The sequence below is a fragment of the Pantoea sp. EKM10T genome, from assembly GCF_011800685.1.
GTDB lineage: Bacteria > Pseudomonadota > Gammaproteobacteria > Enterobacterales > Enterobacteriaceae > Pantoea > Pantoea agglomerans.
On the sequence record NZ_JAALEU010000002.1, the window covers coordinates 562855 to 579892 of the forward strand.

Annotated in this window: 19 protein-coding genes, 4 tRNA genes and 1 pseudogene; 18 read left to right on the forward strand and 6 right to left on the reverse strand. The window is 55.8% G+C overall.

Annotation, left to right across the window (positions count from 1 at the left end; all coding sequences use genetic code 11):
• Positions 1 to 416 precede the first annotated feature (416 nt).
• The 6 genes from uvrY to HFD95_RS06210 all read left to right on the forward strand — a co-directional run bounded on the left by uvrY (position 417) and on the right by HFD95_RS06210 (position 3956).
• Positions 417 to 1076: a UvrY/SirA/GacA family response regulator transcription factor gene (gene uvrY, locus HFD95_RS06185; RefSeq protein ID WP_010246608.1), complete on the forward strand. Its 660-nt coding sequence runs from the start codon at positions 417 to 419 to the stop codon at positions 1074 to 1076.
• A complete protein-coding gene (gene uvrC, locus HFD95_RS06190; protein ID WP_022625905.1) occupies positions 1069 to 2901 on the forward strand; it encodes an excinuclease ABC subunit UvrC in 1833 nt (610 codons plus the stop codon). The genes uvrY and uvrC overlap by 8 nt, the downstream gene beginning before the upstream one ends.
• A 69-nt stretch (positions 2902 to 2970) precedes the next feature.
• Positions 2971 to 3519, forward strand: a complete 549-nt coding sequence (gene pgsA / locus HFD95_RS06195; protein ID WP_010246604.1) for a CDP-diacylglycerol--glycerol-3-phosphate 3-phosphatidyltransferase — start codon at positions 2971 to 2973, stop codon at positions 3517 to 3519.
• Positions 3520 to 3669: 150 nt separating this feature from the next.
• Positions 3670 to 3745, forward strand: a tRNA-Gly gene (locus HFD95_RS06200).
• 40 nt (positions 3746 to 3785) lie between these two features.
• Positions 3786 to 3859: transfer RNA gene (locus tag HFD95_RS06205), tRNA-Cys, on the forward strand.
• Between the two features lie 10 nt (positions 3860 to 3869).
• Positions 3870 to 3956: transfer RNA gene (locus tag HFD95_RS06210), tRNA-Leu, on the forward strand.
• Between the two features lie 147 nt (positions 3957 to 4103).
• Here the strand turns inward: HFD95_RS06210 and HFD95_RS06215 are convergent.
• Entirely contained in the window at positions 4104 to 4340 is a 237-nt protein-coding gene (locus HFD95_RS06215; protein ID WP_010246484.1) for a hypothetical protein, read from the reverse strand.
• 235 nt (positions 4341 to 4575) lie between these two features.
• On the opposite strand from HFD95_RS06215, the gene HFD95_RS06220 reads away from it, so the two are divergent.
• Together HFD95_RS06220 and HFD95_RS06225 are read left to right on the forward strand one after the other, a co-directional pair.
• Positions 4576 to 4648, forward strand: a tRNA-OTHER gene (locus HFD95_RS06220).
• A gap of 179 nt (positions 4649 to 4827) precedes the next feature.
• The gene (locus HFD95_RS06225) at positions 4828 to 5679 is read left to right on the forward strand and encodes a substrate-binding domain-containing protein (protein WP_010669805.1); all 852 of its coding nucleotides are present in this window, start codon (positions 4828 to 4830) and stop codon (positions 5677 to 5679) included.
• A 31-nt stretch (positions 5680 to 5710) separates the two neighbouring features.
• Here HFD95_RS06225 and HFD95_RS06230 read toward each other — a convergent pair whose 3' ends face one another.
• On the reverse strand, positions 5711 to 5878 hold the full coding sequence (locus HFD95_RS06230) for a hypothetical protein (protein ID WP_010246480.1): 168 nt from the start codon (positions 5876 to 5878) through the stop codon (positions 5711 to 5713).
• Between the two features lie 193 nt (positions 5879 to 6071).
• Here HFD95_RS06230 and HFD95_RS06235 point away from each other — a divergent pair, with 193 nt between their 5' ends.
• Positions 6072 to 6272: a DUF6404 family protein gene (locus HFD95_RS06235; RefSeq protein ID WP_010669807.1), complete on the forward strand. Its 201-nt coding sequence runs from the start codon at positions 6072 to 6074 to the stop codon at positions 6270 to 6272.
• A gap of 34 nt (positions 6273 to 6306) precedes the next feature.
• Here the strand turns inward: HFD95_RS06235 and HFD95_RS06240 are convergent, their stop codons facing one another.
• The 4 genes and pseudogenes from HFD95_RS06240 to HFD95_RS06255 form a co-directional block, all read right to left on the reverse strand.
• A complete protein-coding gene (locus HFD95_RS06240; RefSeq protein ID WP_022625901.1) occupies positions 6307 to 7812 on the reverse strand; it encodes a SulP family inorganic anion transporter in 1506 nt (501 codons plus the stop codon).
• A gap of 139 nt (positions 7813 to 7951) precedes the next feature.
• Complete coding sequence (locus tag HFD95_RS06245) at positions 7952 to 8212, reverse strand: biofilm/acid-resistance regulator YmgB/AriR (RefSeq protein WP_010246474.1); 261 nt, start codon at positions 8210 to 8212, stop codon at positions 7952 to 7954.
• 389 nt (positions 8213 to 8601) lie between these two features.
• Positions 8602 to 8934: a DUF2000 domain-containing protein gene (locus tag HFD95_RS06250; RefSeq protein ID WP_243208620.1), complete on the reverse strand. Its 333-nt coding sequence runs from the start codon at positions 8932 to 8934 to the stop codon at positions 8602 to 8604.
• Between the two features lie 19 nt (positions 8935 to 8953).
• Positions 8954 to 9349, reverse strand: a pseudogene (locus HFD95_RS06255) (AraC family ligand binding domain-containing protein); the annotation flags it as partial.
• 145 nt (positions 9350 to 9494) lie between these two features.
• Here HFD95_RS06255 and HFD95_RS06260 point away from each other — a divergent pair.
• The 9 genes from HFD95_RS06260 (at position 9495) to HFD95_RS06300 (ending at position 17037) form a co-directional block, all read left to right on the forward strand.
• Positions 9495 to 9926, forward strand: a complete 432-nt coding sequence (locus tag HFD95_RS06260; RefSeq protein ID WP_010669811.1) for a MarR family winged helix-turn-helix transcriptional regulator — start codon at positions 9495 to 9497, stop codon at positions 9924 to 9926.
• A 2-nt stretch (positions 9927 to 9928) separates the two neighbouring features.
• Complete coding sequence (locus HFD95_RS06265) at positions 9929 to 11614, forward strand: MFS transporter (protein ID WP_029518976.1); 1686 nt, start codon at positions 9929 to 9931, stop codon at positions 11612 to 11614.
• Positions 11611 to 12705 (forward strand): HlyD family secretion protein, encoded by a 1095-nt coding sequence (locus HFD95_RS06270; RefSeq protein ID WP_167429959.1) that lies wholly within the window; start codon positions 11611 to 11613, stop codon positions 12703 to 12705. The genes HFD95_RS06265 and HFD95_RS06270 overlap by 4 nt, the downstream gene beginning before the upstream one ends.
• On the forward strand, positions 12702 to 14087 hold the full coding sequence (locus HFD95_RS06275; RefSeq protein WP_371742505.1) for an efflux transporter outer membrane subunit: 1386 nt from the start codon (positions 12702 to 12704) through the stop codon (positions 14085 to 14087). Before HFD95_RS06270 ends, HFD95_RS06275 begins: the two co-directional genes overlap by 4 nt.
• A gap of 266 nt (positions 14088 to 14353) precedes the next feature.
• Complete coding sequence (locus tag HFD95_RS06280; RefSeq protein ID WP_010669813.1) at positions 14354 to 14740, forward strand: hypothetical protein; 387 nt, start codon at positions 14354 to 14356, stop codon at positions 14738 to 14740.
• Positions 14741 to 14970: 230 nt separating this feature from the next.
• A complete protein-coding gene (locus HFD95_RS06285; RefSeq protein ID WP_158149415.1) occupies positions 14971 to 15702 on the forward strand; it encodes a beta-ketoacyl synthase chain length factor in 732 nt (243 codons plus the stop codon).
• Positions 15695 to 16495 carry a 1-acyl-sn-glycerol-3-phosphate acyltransferase gene (locus HFD95_RS06290; protein ID WP_022625895.1) on the forward strand — a complete coding sequence of 267 codons (801 nt, stop codon included), beginning with the start codon at positions 15695 to 15697 and terminating at the stop codon, positions 16493 to 16495. The genes HFD95_RS06285 and HFD95_RS06290 overlap by 8 nt, the downstream gene beginning before the upstream one ends.
• Before the next feature lie 13 nt (positions 16496 to 16508).
• Positions 16509 to 16766: a phosphopantetheine-binding protein gene (locus HFD95_RS06295; RefSeq protein ID WP_010669816.1), complete on the forward strand. Its 258-nt coding sequence runs from the start codon at positions 16509 to 16511 to the stop codon at positions 16764 to 16766.
• 16 nt (positions 16767 to 16782) lie between these two features.
• The gene (locus HFD95_RS06300; RefSeq protein ID WP_010246453.1) at positions 16783 to 17037 is read left to right on the forward strand and encodes an acyl carrier protein; all 255 of its coding nucleotides are present in this window, start codon (positions 16783 to 16785) and stop codon (positions 17035 to 17037) included.
• Position 17038: the final 1 nt, after the last annotated feature.

The following is a 17038-nucleotide window of genomic DNA, read 5'->3' on the forward strand; positions in this document are numbered from 1 at the left end:
AATGACAATGTGTCGGCAATCTGTCCGAACAGCAGTGCGTGAGTATATCACAGGGTCAGTAAGTTGCTGGAGCAGCCGGTTCGCTTCGCTATAAACAGCTGGTTTGTCCAGTACAACTAATCAATCGCTGAAAGTAATTACAGGTGTTGCCGGGCCAGATATCACAAGGGCCTGCAGCGATAAGGCACAGCAAAGTCTGATGTTAATACCATGAAATAGTAAGAGTTTAAGGATTATTCAGTACGCCTGTCGGTTGTAAGAAATCTCTGTTATTGCTGGCTGCACGGGGCTGGAAATCGTTATGCGAAGCGTCGACTGTTTTGCTTTGTTGATGTGCTTTTGAGGTAAAAGCGGGTATGATTATCGCCTGTATTCGTTAATTGATTCCTCTTTTTTTAGCCTCTGGAGTTTCCCCGTTGATCAGTGTGCTTCTTGTTGATGACCATGAACTTGTCCGTGCCGGAATCCGTCGCATCCTGGAGGATGTCAAAGGTCTGGCCGTGGTCGGAGAGGTCAACTGTGGCGAGGATGCCGCTAAGTGGTGCCGTGCCAATCAGGTTGATGTGATCCTCATGGATATGAACATGCCGGGCATCGGTGGACTGGAGGCGACGCGGAAAATCGTGCGTTACAATCCCGATATCAAAATCATCATGCTGACCATTCACACGGAAAATCCGCTGCCTGCGAAAGTGATGCAGGCGGGGGCTGCAGGCTACCTCAGTAAAGGGGCTGCGCCGCAGGAGGTGATCAATGCGATTCGCTCGGTCAATGCCGGACAGCGCTACATCGCTTCAGATATCGCCCAGCAGATGGCGCTGAGCCAGATTGAGCCACAAAAAGCGGAATCCCCCTTTAGCTGTTTGTCGGAAAGGGAATTGCAGATTATGCTGATGATCACCCGTGGACAAAAGGTGACGGAAATTTCCGAGCAGTTAAATCTCAGTCCTAAAACCGTTAACAGTTACCGCTACCGGATGTTCAGCAAGCTGAATATCAGTGGCGATGTAGAGTTAACGCATCTGGCCATTCGACATGGCCTCTATAATGCGGAGCCGTTAATCAGTAGTGAATGACGTTTTTGATTCCAAAGCCTTTCTGAGTACGGTAACCAGCAAGCCCGGTGTTTACCGCATGTATGACGCCTCAGGCACCGTCATCTATGTGGGCAAAGCCAAAGACCTGAAGAAGCGTCTGACCAGCTACTTCCGCACTCAGGTCGGCAGTCGCAAAACCGAAGCGCTGGTTAGTAATATCCAGCACATCGATGTCACCGTAACCCACACCGAAACCGAAGCGCTGCTGCTTGAGCATAACTACATCAAGCTCTACCAGCCGCGCTACAACGTGCTGCTGCGCGACGATAAATCTTACCCCTACATCTTTCTTAGCAGCGATACTCATCCGCGGCTGGCGATGCACCGTGGTGCAAAGCATGCCAAAGGCGAATACTTTGGCCCGTTCCCCAACGGCTATGCGGTGCGTGAAACGCTGGGACTGCTGCAAAAAGTTTTCCCTATCCGCCAGTGCGAAAACAGTGTCTACCGCAATCGCTCCCGGCCCTGTCTGCAATATCAGATTGGCCGCTGTCTGGGTCCCTGTGTCGCGGGACTGGTCAGTGAGGAGGAGTATGCACAGCAGACCGATTACGTGCGCCTGTTCCTGGCGGGTAAAGACGATCAGGTTCTTAACCAGCTGGTCAAACGGATGGAAGAGGCGAGCATGGGCCTGCGCTTTGAAGAGGCGGCACGCCTGCGCGATCAGATTCAGGCTGTGCGACGGATCACCGAAAAGCAGTTTGTCTCGAATCAGGGTGATGACCTTGATGTGATGGGTGTGGCTTATGAAGCGGGCATGGCCTGTCTCCACGTGCTGTTTATCCGTCAGGGCAAAGTGTTAGGCAGCCGCAGCTACTTCCCGAAAGTGCCCGTCGATACCGATCTGGCTGAGGTCGTTCAGACCTTTGTCGGGCAGTTCTACCTGCAGGGCAGCGAGGCACGTACGCTGCCTGGCGATATTTTGCTGGACTTCACCTTGCCAGAGCGTGAACTGCTGGCTGAGTCGCTCAGTGAGCTGGCCGGACGTCGGGTGAGTATTCAGAGCAAGCCGCGCGGGGATCGCGCCCGTTATCTCAAACTGGCGCGCACCAACGCCGCGACGGCATTAACCACGCGGCTGTCACAGCACTCCACAATTCATCAGCGGCTGATGGCGCTGGCGGAGTTCCTTGAGCTGGACAAAATTAAACGCATGGAGTGTTTCGATATCAGTCATACCATGGGTGAGCAGACCATCGCCTCCTGCGTGGTGTTCGACCAGAATGGTCCGCTGCGTGCCGATTATCGTCGCTACAACATCAGCGGCATTACGCCGGGTGATGACTACGCCGCCATGAATCAGGTGTTACGCCGCCGTTATGGTAAAGCCATTGAAGAAGATAAGATTCCGGATGTGATTCTGATCGATGGCGGTAAAGGCCAGCTGTCTCAGGCGAAGCAGGTCTTCGCGGAACTGGATGTGCCCTGGGACAAAAGCCGGCCGATTTTACTCGGCGTAGCGAAAGGCAGCGATCGTAAAGCCGGACTGGAGACGCTGTTCTTTGAAGCGGAAGGTGAGGGCGTTTCGCTGCCACCCGATGCGCCAGCGCTGCATGTGATCCAGCATATTCGTGATGACGCTCACAATCATGCCATTTCAGGCCACCGTAAAAAACGGGCCAAAGTAAAGAACACCAGCGCACTGGAAAGCATCGAAGGGGTGGGGCCGAAACGGCGTCAGCAACTGCTTAAGTACATGGGGGGCCTGCAACCGCTGATGAACGCGTCGGTGGAGGAGATCGCCAATGTACCCGGTATCTCACATGCTCTGGCAGAAAAAATATACTACTCGTTGAAACACTAGCATTGAAACGGGGGGGGCAATGTAGGAACATAGGCTAAATTCTACCTATATCCAGACAGTTACCGGCATATGCAATTAAACATTCCGACGTGTCTCACCCTGTTTCGAGTCGTGCTCATCCCGTTCTTTGTGCTGGCTTTCTATCTGCCGTTCACCTGGGCGCCGCTGGCGACTGCACTGATTTTTGTTTTTGCTGCCATCACCGACTGGTTTGATGGATTTCTGGCGCGCCGCTGGAAGCAGACAACACGCTTTGGTGCGTTTCTCGATCCGGTAGCGGATAAAGTGATGGTGGCCATTGCGCTGGTGCTGGTGGCTGAATATTTCCACGCCTGGTGGATTACGCTTCCCGCTGCCACCATGATTGCACGCGAGATCATTATCTCTGCGCTGCGTGAATGGATGGCGGAGATTGGTAAACGCAGCAGCGTGTCGGTTTCCTGGATTGGTAAAGTGAAAACCACTGCCCAGATGTTCTCACTGTTTGCCTTGCTGTGGCGTCCTGATGCGACCGTCGTGGCGATTGGTGTGGTGGCGTTATACATTGCTGCCGTGCTGACTTTCTGGTCTATGTTCCAGTATTTAAGCGCCGCGCGCGGCGATCTGCTCGAACCGTGATCGATACGATTTAAAAAGCAGCAAACGGACGCGCTGTGAGGATAATTTTATTGACTCATTGCGTCATCTAAGTAGAATGCATCGCATCGAACGGCAGCCAGGCTGCCAGAAGATAAATAAAATCAGCAGGTTCGACGAAATTGCTGAATTGCGGGAATAGCTCAGTTGGTAGAGCACGACCTTGCCAAGGTCGGGGTCGCGAGTTCGAGTCTCGTTTCCCGCTCCAGATTCGCAGGTCAGGTTAACCTGACGGCACATCAGTTTAAGGCGCGTTGGCAGAGTGGCTATGCAGCGGATTGCAAATCCGTGTACCTCGGTTCGACTCCGGGACGCGCCTCCAGTTACACCCTGCCCGGGTGGTGAAATCGGTAGACACAAGGGATTTAAAATCCCTCGGCTGTAAGGCTGTGCGGGTTCAAGTCCCGCCCCGGGCACCATATTTCTGCCGAAGAAAATCTAATAAAATAAAAGCAATATGCAGTAATGTCGTAACCGCCCAAGGGCGGTTTTTTTGTGCCTGCTATCTGGCGGATATGGCGACTGCAACCTCCGTTTAGCGGTATAAGCCGGCATCAAAGCCGGCATCAGCCCCGGGAGCTGAATACCAGCTCATCATCAGTGTCACTCACCAGCACCATCCGTTGCGCCTCACCACTGGAAGAGACAAAGGTCACTTCATGGCCGATGCTGATATCATCAAAGGCCTCAGTCGGCTGTGACTGCTTCCGGATCTCCAGTACCATGCGCGAGGGATAGGGTTTATCATTAACCGTATCAATATGATAATTGGCGGTAAAATTCAGTTCGGGTTGATCAACCACGTAAAATTGTCCTGACGGCATAGTCTTGACCTCTGCGTAATGTTGGCCATAAGTCCCGGTCGGAACAGGCTGCCTGAAACTTAAGGTTAGCTGAATAATCAATGCCTACAGGCGGCGGCACCTCTTTTTTGATTTCATACGACGGTTGCAAAAATACCTGCCGCTTGCGCTTGCCTGGTCAGAAAGTCGTACTACGCTTCTTGTTCACATAGCGCGGCTTTTCCAGGCACGCCATTCGGGCATGGTATAAAGGTATTACTGCAACTCTTAACGGGTTGACGATGCGGGTTCAACTCCTGCTGCCCGGTCCCTCTCCTGCATCTACGTTAACGCCAGCCTTATCCCTTTTGGGTTTCTGCCGATCTATTCCAATTACATCCGATTTCACTCATTTTTGCGGCCTGTGTCGAACTCTGTAACCTGTTGAAACGTTGTGGTTTACCGTATTGTGGTGGCTATTGTTTGCCGTCGCAGAGAATTAATGCCAATGATTACACCTTCCACACCTGACTTAACTGAACCGGCGGTCCCTCCGGTTATCGGTGTTGTCGCCAGTCAGTTGCTCAATCCGTATCAACAAAAAATGCTGGACGAAGTGATGCGCCAGCTTAACGCGCGCGGTGTTATCTCGGTGCTACTGAGTGCCGAAACCGACGTCACACTGACCGCACTCATCCGGCAGGCTACACCACTCGGGCTGCGTGGTTTGCTGTTACTCCCCGGTAACCGCGTTACTGATGCCTGCAATTTGCCAGTGCTTCAGATTGATGCTGAGCCTGAACTGCAGGCGGATGCACTGCGGGCGGGTGAGGTGACAGCGGAATTATTGCTTAAACAAGGGCATCAGCGGTTTGGCTTTATGCAGGCTCAGCCAGGCGAACTGGCGCAAAAACAGGGCTATCGCGCCTCTCTGCTGGCGTCGGGCACGGCGTTGAACGCCGAACTGACTGTGGGCAGTGATGATCGTGACTGCGCTTATCAGGCGATGATGTCTTACCTGAAAAAGACACGTGCTGCTGAGCGTATCCAGGCACTCTTCTGTGAAAGCGATCTGATGGCCTTTGGTGCAATGCAGGCGATTCGGGATTTTGGTCAGGGTATCCATCTGGCAGTGGCAGGTTTTGGCGATAGTGAAGAAGCCCGCAGCTCAACCTGGCATCTTACCAGCTGGTCACCTGACATCCGGCAGATCGCTGGCCGCGCGCTGGATCGCTGGCTGGGACAGCAGGCAGGCAACAGCAGTGCTGAAGAGCAGGGGCAATTACAGCGGCGTCACTCTCACGCAGGCAAAGTGCTGCCGGGTGAGATGTCAGCCTGCGGCTGCGCCTTCCGGCATTAACCAGCCCGCAACGCAGGCTGGCAGAATAATGTCAGGCCTGCGGTTGTCCTGCCGGGCCGCTGCCGCCGGGTGCGCCCACCGGCTGCTGCCCGCCAGGTGGAGGCGGTGGCGGGGCATCTCTGCCCGGTGGCGGCGGTGCACAGGCCGTAAGCGTGGCGAGGATAGCCAGTGTGGATAACAGATAAGCAGTACGTTTCATCGTAATTCCCCGATCAGGTAAGCGGAACGTTGAGTATAGAGAATTGCAACAAAACCGCCCGGACAGGACTAAATCATCAATACGCATGGCAAATTGTCGACGATTATTTGAGACGCCTCGCATCTCGCGCATGCTGGCAATGCGTTTCAGGCCGGAGCGCGCTAAGGTAGCGCTTCATTTAAGAGGAGTCGTTATGAATGGCATGATGAAGTTCGTCCGCGGGTGGCTGGTGTTCTCTGTACTGTGGGGCGTATTCATGTGGTTTATGTCATGGCATCAGCAGGGCAAAGAGCCTGGTCTGGCGATTCTGACAAGTCTCTACGCCGGTTTAATCTACCAGGCGCTGATTACCATGGTTGGCCGCTACCGCGCGCGGCGGCAACAGGCTGAGTGAGTTCTGCTGCCGGAGAGGCAGCAGAACGGCGTTTTTAGCCGAAATTACCGGTCAGACGCTGATGGAAGTCCGTGCTGCGTGGATCCAGCCCCTCAATGGTCACCTCTGCACCATAACGCTGATAGCGATACTCAATGCCATCCAGCGCCGCGACGCTGGACGCATCCCAGATTTGCGCGTGCGTTAAATCGATAGTGACCTTTTTAGGGTCGTGGGCATAATCGAAATGCTCAAACAGATCGTTGCTGCTGGCGAAAAACAGCGGGCCGCGCACCACATAGCGCACCGACTCGCCATCTTCGCTCAGCTGACGCTCCGCATGAATAACGTGCGCAATACGGCGGGCAAACAGCAGCATAGCCAGGATTACCCCAGCCAGAACGCCCAGTGCCAGATTACCTGTCCAGACAGTCACCGCTACCGTCAGCACCATAATCAGCGTCTCTGACCACGGCATACGTTTCAGGGTAGCGGGTTGCAGGCTATGCCAGTTAACGGTTTTCACGGCCACCACCATCATGATCCCGGCCAGTACCACCATCGGGATTTGCGCCATAATCCGGCTCAGTCCGGTCACCAGTAACAGCAGCACCAGACCGGCGGCCACGGTGGAGACCCGGCTGCGCGCCCGGCCCAGCTCAACATTGACGATGGTCTGACCTATCATCGCGCACCCGGCGATACCGCCATAAAAGCCCGCCAGAATATTCGCCACGCCCAGGCCCCAGGATTCGCGACGCTTACTGGATGGGGTATCGGTCAGGTCATCGACCAGTTTGGCGGTCAGCAGTGACTCCATCAGCCCGACAAAGGCGATGCTCAGGGCCGTGGGCCAGATAATCTGCAGGGTCTGCAGGTTAAGTGGCACCAGCAGGCTGTTAAAACCGGGCAGACCGGGACTCATCGGCCCTTCATCGCCCACGTTCGGCATGCGATAGCCCATTAACAGCGCGACGGCAGTCACTACCACAATGGCAACCAGCGGTGAAGGAACACTTTTTATCAGACGCGGCAACAACAGCACGATAGCCAGTGTGACGGCAAAGAAGATCCACACCAGTGATGACTGTCCCCAGACGTGCGGCACCTGAGCAAAGAAAATCAGCACCCCGAGCGCATTCACAAATCCCAGCATCACCGAGCGGGGGATATACCGCATCATGCGCGCCAGGCCGGCCACACCAAACAGAATCTGAATGACGCCGCCCATCACCACCGCGGGCAGAATATATTCAACGCCATGCAGATGGACCATCGGCCCGATAACCAGCGCCACTGAACCCGCAGCCGCTGTTACCATCGCCGGACGTCCGCCCAGTATCGACAGGGTCAGGCAGAGCACCACCGAGGCGACGAGGCTGACTTTAGGGTCTACACCGGCAATAACGGAAAAGGAGATCACTTCAGGGATCAGCGCCAGCGCGGTAATCACCCCGGCCAGGCATTCGCGGGTCAGCAGCGCAGGCGAACGCAGAACGCGCCCTACACTGATATCGCCCGCCACAACGTCGGTTGCGGCAATATCATTGGTTTGAGTCATAAAGGATTGCAGGCTCTTTAGTTATTTTGCTCCCGCGCGAGGGGCGGGAAGATCAGGATAAACAGTGAGGGGCAGATAGTACCGGGCGACTGGCGAAGATACCAGAAAAAGGCGGATGACTCCTTCCGTGGAGTCGATGCTACAGTGAAAAATCGTCCGGGGTTTTATGGACCACCAGTTCAAGCAGCTGTCGGTAGATATCCAGTAATTCCCTGTCGCTTTCCAGCTCCAGCCGATGAATAAGCTTTGAGATAATCGCTTTATTGTTCACTGGCATGCCTGACTGCAAAATTTCTGCAACCAGGATACCCAGCATCTCCATCTCGCTGGCGGGTTTATTGGCGGCAGGATTAAAATAATCAGCAATTTCCTGATTGGTCCGGGGAAGAATATATTGCATGTGTAAGCCCTTCAGAACAGCCCGATTCCGGTTCGGATGTCAGGACAAAGCGATCAAAAAAACCACCGCATGGACAGATGCGATGGTACCAGTGTCACAAATTGAACAGAAAAAATAACCTCTGAAGGTGGAAATCCACTGACACCTTCAGAGGCGACGCAAGTGCATCATTCGTTACAGAGTCGCATGACAACTCGTGGCAGTAAACTTATACAATGAAGCCCAATCTGTACAATCGGATTCTTTAACAAAGTGTGCTATTTGACACTTATCAGCAGCTTATAAGGACTATTCCGAAACGAAAGCTGTACAAGTAACCTGTACAAACGGCGGGGTCGAGGGGCAGGAGGGGAAAAAAAGGAAGCCATGACCAGCTTCCCGCAAAAAGATTAGCTGAATAGCGCCAGTTTTGCCGTCAGCTTTCGCAGGGCTTTTTTATCGCCGACGATGGCGACGCCCAGCAGGCGCCACTGCTGACGCGGTTGCTGTCGCAGGACGGCGCTCAGCGCCTGATAATCGGTGGTGGTCTGGCCCTCTTCCGGAAACAGCACCAGATCGTATTCAGCCTGTTCGCACTGTTCCCGCAATGCACTGAGCTGCTCGTCAGTCGCGGCCAGCACCGGAATGCCGGTGGTGATCAAACCGGGAGAAGGGCGCCTCTCAGCATCCTCCAGGGTGTCGCCAACCAGCGCCGGATGTCGCTGTCCCAGGGTTAATGCCATCACGGCGGCAGCATTGGTGGCTTTGCCAGGCGGCATAAGCCAGTGGACGCTCGTCGCGCAGCGTGACGGCAAAACGTAGCTCACGCAGTGAGGGTTTATCAGCCAGCATCGGAGCCAGGTGCTGCGCAATCTGCTGCGGCGAAAGATAGAGCATCCGATAGGTAAAACCGCTTTCGTTGATGGCATCACCATCATGCAGCTCCTCCGGCTCCAGCATAAAGACCGTGCCTGGTCGGCTCTGATGCTGTTTGCGCCGCGAATGAAACTGCTGTACACCTTGCTCGGTCACGCCAATCAGATAACTGTCGTGCCAGTGAGGATCATAGGCGTGTCCGGTAAAATGGGCGCGTAGCGCCTCAATACCGCTGACGGCGTCACGGCGCAGATCGACCCAGTTTGCTGATGCCTGTTTCATGTTATCCGGCTCCCGGTTGCGGCCTCTGGACATTCTGCCGCGATCCACTAATTTTTAACAGACCGGACGCTTTTCATTGGCGTTTCGCTTTGCGTATAATAACGCCATCACTCAATTAGAACTCTTACTATTAGGCTGCTAACATTTGTCTCAGCACACGCGTACCTTTACCCACTTATTGCATCTGACCGCACATGCCTGGCGCCTGGCGGTGGATCGTCACCTTAAAGATAGCGGCTTAAGCATGAGCAGCTGGATGGCCATCGGGCTGATTGCCAGTGAGCCGCAACGCATGACCCAGACCGAGCTGGCACAGCTGCTGGGGCTGGAAGATGCCAGCATGGTACCGCTGGTGGATCGGCTGGTGAAACAGTCACTGCTGATGCGGGTACAGCCGCCAGAAGATCGACGTAAGCGTCACCTGGTGCTGACTGATAAGGGTAACGAAGCGTTCGCCAAAGTGAAAACCGAGGCTGACGCACTCCGTACTGAAATGCTGGCCGATATTGACCCTCAGGATCTGGCCGTGACCGAGCGCGTATTGCAACAACTCCTGAGCCGCATGGGAAGTATGTAGCAGTGGCAAAGCGAAATCCCTACGCTGCACGCGAGTGGTTGCCGCACGAAAAACCGATGCTGCCGGGATCGCCCTCGACGCCGCTGCATCCGATGCCAAAACGCCTGGCGTTTGGCCTGATCGGTTTACTTATCTCGCTGACCGGTGCGCTGAGTAACGCGCTGGTCACGGCGAATCTGGTCAACCTGCAGGGTACCTTTGGTGCCTGGTCGAATGAGATTGCCTGGCTGCCCGCGGTCTACGTGATGGGCAACATCTCTATTAACCTGCTGCTGGTGAAATTCCGCCAGCAGTTTGGCCTGCGTGTCTTTACCGAGGCGTTTCTGGTGCTGTATGTACTGGTGGCGTTTTTCCATCTCTTCGCCAACGATCTCAGTTCGGCAATCATTGTGCGCACCGCTCACGGTATGGTGGCTGCGGCGCTCAGCTCTCTGGGCATCTACTATCAGGTACAGGCCTGGCCTGCGAAACATCGGCTGAAAGCGCTGGTGATTGGCCTGACGGTATCGCAACTGGCTATCCCGCTGGCCCGCTTATTCTCTTCGGAATTGCTGCAGCTCAACGAGTGGCGCGGCCTCTATCTGTTTGAACTCGGCCTGGCGCTGATTGCGCTGGGCGGGGTACTGCTGGTGAAACTGCCACCGGGCGATCGCATCAAAACCTTTGAAAAGATGGATTTCGTCACCTTTATCCTGCTGGCACCCGGTATGGCGCTGCTGTGCGGCGTACTGACGCTGGGCCGTATTGAGTGGTGGTTTACCACGCCCTGGCTCGGTATCTGTACCGCGATCGCCCTGACGCTGATTGTCGCTGCGATTGTCATTGAGCATAACCGGCGCAACCCGCTGATCAATACCCGCTGGCTCAGCAGCGGCATGATGGTGCGGCTGGGCATTGTGATGATCATGATCCGTATCGTACTGGCGGAACAGAACACCGGTGCAATCGGCTTTCTGCAGCAGATTGGCTTGCAGAACGATCAGATGCGCGGTCTGGCGCTGGCGATCATGGCCGGGGTTATTGCGGGCATCGCCGCCAGTGCGCTGACTATCAAGCCCAATCATCTCAACTGGCCGATTGTCACCTCGCTGGTGGTGATGATTATCGCCTCGCTGATGGATGCGCAATCCAGTCCACTGACCCGCGCCAGCAATATGTATTTCAGTCAGTTTCTGCTGGGCTTCAGCAGCGCCTTTTTCATGGCGCCCGCGATGCTGATGGGTATTGGCAGCGTGGTGACTCAGCCGAAAAATCTGGTGAGCTTTGTGGTGCTGTTTGGCATGAGTCAGAACCTCGGCGGGCTGATCGGTTCCGCTATTCTTGGCACGTTTCAGGTCTGGCGGGAAAAATATCACTCCAGCCTGCTGGGCGATCAGCTCTCACTGCTCGATCCCAACGTCACCGAACGGCTCAGCCAGTATAATGCGCTGTTTAATTCGCTGGTGGGTGACGACGTTCTGCGCGGCGCGCAGAGCACCAGCCAGTTACAGGTAATCGCCACGCTGCAGGCCAACGTGCTCGCTTATAACGACACCTACCTGTTAACCGCTGCGCTGGCACTGGTCACCCTGATGTGGGTGATCTGGCGTTTGACCCGTCGTCGTTATCTTGACTGGCGTCAGGCGCAATTTAACCTGCGTGAGCAGCAACAGCTGGCCGCATTACAGGAATCAACGGAGAAACAATGAGTCAGCAGGATGAGCTTCAGGCGGCGGAACGCGAACGCGCGAATCGCCGCCGTATTCTTTCTATCGCCGCAGGCAGCGGCATTGTGGTGATTGGCGTACTGGTTATTCTTTATGCCTGGCAACTCTGGCCCTTCACCAGCGCAATACAAAGCACCGAGAATGCCTATGTGCGCGGTCAGGTGACCTTTATCAGCCCGCAGGTTAATGGCTATCTCACCTCAGTCGAAGTGATCGATCTGCAGCCCGTGAAAAAAGGGCAGTTGCTGATGACGATTGACGACCGTATCTATCGCCAGCGGGTGCATCAGGCGCAGGCGCAGCTGGCGATGAAGCAGGCGGCGCTGAACAATAACCTGCAGCAGCGTCGCAGCGCAGAAGCGACCATCCAGAGCAATAAAGCGGCACTGGAGAATGCCAAAGCACAGGCGCTGAAAAGCGGCTTCGATCTGAAGCGTGTCGAAAATCTCACGGCGGATGGATCCCTGTCAGTGCGTGAGCGCGACGCCGCCCGGGCCGCAGACGCCCAGGCGCAGGCACAGGTTCGTCAGGCTGCGGCGCAGATCGCCGTCGCCCAGCAGAATCTGCAAACCGTCATCGTTAACCGTGATGCGCTGAAAGGCGATGTCGACAGCGCCCGCGCCGCGCTGGAGCTGGCGGAGATCGATCTGGCGAATACCCGGATTACCGCGCCCGATGATGGCCAGCTCGGCCAGCTGGCGGTGCGCACCGGCGCCTATGTCACGGCAGGTACGCGCCTGACCTCGGTAGTGCCTAATCACAAATGGATTATCGCGAATCTGAAAGAGACCCAGCTGGCAAATATTCGTCCTGGCCTGCCGGTGACGATTCGGGTCGATGCGCTGGATGGTAAACGCTTTACGGGTCAGGTTGAATTTATCTCTCCGGCCGCAGGCTCAGAGTTCAGCGCGATTTCGCCCGACAACGCCACCGGTAACTTCGTTAAAATTGCGCAGCGCATTCCGGTTCGCATCCGCATCAATGACCAGGATATGCATCAGTTACGCCCGGGTATGTCGGTCGAAGTCAACATCGACACCGCCGCACAACCCGTTGGTGAGGGTGCGCCATGATGCGGCGCAGCTTAATGGTAAGCGCACTGGCACTCCTTCTGACCAGCTGTGCCACGCAGGTTGAAAAGGCACCGGCCTCTCTGCCGATCCCCGACGCCTGGCGCAATAGTGTCGGGCCATCTGCTGCACCGGAGGCGGAGTGGTGGCGCGCTTTTCATGATGAAAATCTCAACCGGCTGGTGACGCAGGCGCTGCGCAATAACCCCGATATCCTCACGGCGCGATCCCGGGTTGATCAGTATCGCGCCCAGCTGCGCGCCACGCAGGGCGATAACTTTCCGACCCTGAGCGCCGGTGTGGCCGCGACCCGTGAGCGTACCCTCTCGTCAGTGACGGGCCAGCCCTATGAAACCGATATTTTTCAGGGCTTATTACAGGCGAACTACGAGGTCGATCTCTGGGGAGCACGCAGCAGCAGCATCACCGCATCGCAGGCGAGTTTAGCGGCGCAGCAGGCCGCTGCGTCTGCCGCCGAGCTGACCATCGCCAGTTCGGTGGCGTCAGGTTATCTCAACCTGTGCGCGCTGGATGAGCAGTTGCGGGTCACGGAGGCAACGCTGGCGACCCGCAACAATTCGCTGAAGCTGGCACAGCGTCAGTTTGAAACCGGCTACACCTCCAGGCTGGAGTGGATGCAGGCCGCCTCGGAATATCAGTCGGCTAAAGCGCAGATGCCTCAGTTGCAGCACCAGATCACCCAGCAGGAGAATGCGCTGAGCCTTCTGGTGGGTATGAACCCGCGCAGCATCGCCCGTCGTCAGCAGTTTGACCAGATTTCACCGCAGCGGATGCCGTCACTGCTGCCATCAGAGCTACTCAATCGCCGTCCGGATATTGTGCAGGCTCAGCGTCAGTTACTGGCCGCAGATGCCAGCCTGGCATCGTCGCGCGCTAAGCTGCTGCCTGGGCTTAACCTCACTGCGACTGGCACTCTGCAGAGTTCGGTTCTGCACCAGCTCGCGGATGATCCGTTCCGGCTGTGGAGCGTGGGCGGCAGCATCCTGGCACCGCTGCTGAACCGTGAAGCGCTGACGGCGCAGGTGGATGTCTCAATGGCGACGCGGAATCAGGCACTTTATGGCTATGAAAAAGTGGTGCGCAACGCCTTCTCGGAAGTTAACGATGCAATAGACGCTATCAGGCAGCGTGAGGCACAACTTCAGGAGCTGCAAAAGCAGGAAGCCTATGTGACGGAAGCGCTGCGCATTGCCCGCAATCGCTATCAGAACGGCTACGCCTCCTATCTGGATGAACTGGATGCGCAGCGCACCCTGTTTTCAACGCAGCTGAATCGGGTGACTGTCAAAAATAACCTGCTGCTGGCGCAGATCGATCTCTACCGCGCGCTGGGCGGTGGCTGGACACCCGCCTCCACACAGTAATCCCCAGACCGATCCAGCCGCAGCCAGAGTTTCTGCGGCAGGGATCGGCCTCTGCGCTGTCGCGGCGACTGCGCATATTCCCCGCTTTAATCCCCCAAATAACCCCCTAAAACCCATGCATACTTCTGCTTACCTGTCTTTACATTCGGTGGTATCATGCGCGGGTTTTAAGCCAGCCAGACGGAAAAGCGCACTGAAAGCTTAGCCTGCGCGAGACGGATTATCCGTTTAACTTACTGATATAAAAATAAAAGAAGGGATTCATCATGAATAAAAAAACTATTTGCACGCTGGCCGTGGTCGCTGCGTTATTAACCGGCTGCGCGCGCACTGCGCCGATTCATAACGTGAATCAAACGCTCACTCAGCGTTACAGCGACAACCAGATGAAACTGGCGATCATCGAAGCGGGTATTGGCCGGAAATGGGTGATGACTCCCGTTTCGCCTGGCGTGATCAATGGTCGTCTGGCTCAGCGTGATTTCGTGGCGACTATTCGCATCACGTATACCAGCCAGAACTACCGCATCGATTATGTCAGCAGTGAGAACCTGAAAGCGGAGCAGGGCGAGATCCACAATAACTACAACCGCTGGATTGCCAATCTCGATCAGGATATTCAGTTACGACTCTCTGCTCTTGCCGCTCAGTAATGCGTGCGCTGTCGCAATGATGTGTCGACAGACGATCAAAGCATAAAGATCTCCGGCAGCCGGCCGACAAATCAGATGAGCTGCTATTGCTGAACCACTGAGTAACCCTCTACCGTGAAGGCCTGATGCGGAATCGGCAGAGGGTTTCCCGGACGCACTTTTTTTGCAGAGGGCCGGGGTGACGCCCCGATGAACGCCGACGCCACACATATGACAAAAAGAGTGTTGAGATGAGACTCGCTTACTCACTGGTCGACTGGCAGGCTCTGGCTCCGGGATTACACGGGGGCGAGGGCTGGCAGCACTGGGCGCAACAGGGCACCGTCATAGACCCTAAAGAGGCGATGGCAAAGCCGCAATTTTTACCGATGATGACAGCACGTCGTCTGAGCGGCGGCAGTCGTGCGGCGGTAGAGTGTGGTCTGGCGCTGCTCGCGCGTCAGCAGGTTGACGCTATCGTGTTCACCAGTCGTCACGGTGAACTGGAACGTAATCTGCGTATCCTCACTACGCTGGCCGATCAGCAGTCAATGTCACCCACGGATTTTGCCATGTCAGTTCACAATTCGGCGGTCGGCAGCCTGACCATTGCAGCCAAAGCGCCACTGGTCTCCACCTCAATCGCCGCCGGAGTCGACTCGTTTCAGCAGGGATTGCTCGAAGTCAGCGCGCTGCATCAGGCGGGTTATCAGCAGGTACTGCTGGTCGATTTCGACGGCATCGTGCCTGACTACTATCTGCCGTGGCTGCCGGAACAGCGTGTGAACTTTCCCTATGCGGTGGCGCTGCTGCTGCGCCCGGGCGACCAGCTGCACTGCACTGGCCGTGCTGGCAGAGAGGAGAGGGCAGAAACAGATTTACCGCAAAGCCTGCGCTTTCTGCAGCAGTGGCTGGCGGAATCGCCCACCTTCAGCCTGCCGGGCGAACGCCTGACATGGCACTGGGAGAGACATCATGGCTGATTGTTCACAACCGGCGCACTACACCGGCAGCCGCATGAACTATTGCTGGCGGCTGGTGATGACGGCGGTGAGTTTTACGCTGTTTGGCATAGGCGGACTGCTGCTGTCGCTGATTGGCTTCAATCTGCTGCTGCTGGTACAACGCGATTCGCTGCGCCGCCGCCTGCTGGCCCGACGCGCTATCGCCTTTAGCTTCCGTTGCTTTCTGCGATTCTGCCGGATGACCGGGGTCTATGACTACCGGATTGAAGGCGCAGAGCTGCTGCAACAGGATCGCGGATGCCTGATTGTCGCTAATCATCCATCACTGATCGACTACGTGATGATCGCTTCGGTACTGCCAGAGATGGATTGTCTGGTTAAAGCCGATCTGCAAAAGAACCCCTTTATGCGTGGGGTGATCCGCGCCGCGGACTATCTGATCAACAGTGAAGCGGAGACGCTGTTGCCGGACAGCCAGCAGCGACTGGCGCGCGGCGACAATATCCTGATCTTTCCGGAAGGCACCCGCACCCGCTACGGTCATCCACTGACTCTGCAGCGCGGGGCAGCCAATATTGCGGTGCGCGCCGGATGCGATCTGCGTGTGGTTCACATCACCTGTAGCCAGCGTATGCTCGATAAACAGAGCCGCTGGTATCAGATTCCGCCGGTTAAACCACTGTTTACCGTGCGTGTACAAACGCGAATCGACAGTCAGTCGTTTTGTGAAAGCAATCCCGATGCGCAGCCGCTGGCCGCGCGTCGCCTGACCCGCCATTTACAGCAGGCGCTGGTCCCCCAGAACAGGTAAGACGAAAACCGGTATGGATTCATTAATCAACGATATCAAACAGATGATTATCGACACGCTGAACCTTGAAGATCTCAGTCCCGATGATATAGAGACCGACGCTGCACTGTTTGGCGACGGACTGGGGCTGGACTCGATTGATGCACTGGAACTTGGCCTGGCAGTGAAAAATCGCTACGGCGTGGCGCTGTCCGCTGAGAGTGAAACCCTGCGCGCCCACTTTTTCTCTGTTGCGACGCTGGCTGCGTTCGTCAACCAACAGCGCGGCTGAAAGCGGAGACAACCTTATGATGAACAAAGAACAGATCTATCAGGAAGTGGCTTCGCTGCTGACCAGCCTGTTTGAAATTGCGCCTGAGGATATCCATCCCGAGGCACGTCTGTATGAAGATCTCGAACTCGACAGCATTGATGCCGTCGATATGGTGGTTCATCTGCAAAAACGTACCGGCCGTAAAATTAAACCGGAAACCTTCCGCGCAGTGCGCACCGTGCAGGATGTGGTGGATGCCGTGGAACAACTGATGCGCGAAGACGCCTGAT

Coding starts and splice junctions, on each gene's coding strand:
- HFD95_RS06230 (WP_010246480.1), bottom strand. CDS start 5,878: ATGAAACGTACTGCTTATCTGTTATCCACACTGGCTATCCTCGCCACG.
- HFD95_RS06285 (WP_158149415.1), top strand. CDS start 14,971: ATGAGACTCGCTTACTCACTGGTCGACTGGCAGGCTCTGGCTCCGGGA.
- HFD95_RS06290 (WP_022625895.1), top strand. CDS start 15,695: ATGGCTGATTGTTCACAACCGGCGCACTACACCGGCAGCCGCATGAAC.
- HFD95_RS06300 (WP_010246453.1), top strand. CDS start 16,783: ATGATGAACAAAGAACAGATCTATCAGGAAGTGGCTTCGCTGCTGACC.
- HFD95_RS06250 (WP_243208620.1), bottom strand. CDS start 8,934: ATGGCATTAACCCTGGGACAGCGACATCCGGCGCTGGTTGGCGACACC.
- HFD95_RS06295 (WP_010669816.1), top strand. CDS start 16,509: ATGGATTCATTAATCAACGATATCAAACAGATGATTATCGACACGCTG.
- HFD95_RS06245 (WP_010246474.1), bottom strand. CDS start 8,212: ATGCAATATATTCTTCCCCGGACCAATCAGGAAATTGCTGATTATTTT.
- HFD95_RS06225 (WP_010669805.1), top strand. CDS start 4,828: ATGATTACACCTTCCACACCTGACTTAACTGAACCGGCGGTCCCTCCG.
- HFD95_RS06270 (WP_167429959.1), top strand. CDS start 11,611: ATGAGTCAGCAGGATGAGCTTCAGGCGGCGGAACGCGAACGCGCGAAT.
- HFD95_RS06280 (WP_010669813.1), top strand. CDS start 14,354: ATGAATAAAAAAACTATTTGCACGCTGGCCGTGGTCGCTGCGTTATTA.
- HFD95_RS06240 (WP_022625901.1), bottom strand. CDS start 7,812: ATGACTCAAACCAATGATATTGCCGCAACCGACGTTGTGGCGGGCGAT.
- pgsA (WP_010246604.1), top strand. CDS start 2,971: ATGCAATTAAACATTCCGACGTGTCTCACCCTGTTTCGAGTCGTGCTC.
- HFD95_RS06275 (WP_371742505.1), top strand. CDS start 12,702: ATGATGCGGCGCAGCTTAATGGTAAGCGCACTGGCACTCCTTCTGACC.
- HFD95_RS06235 (WP_010669807.1), top strand. CDS start 6,072: ATGAATGGCATGATGAAGTTCGTCCGCGGGTGGCTGGTGTTCTCTGTA.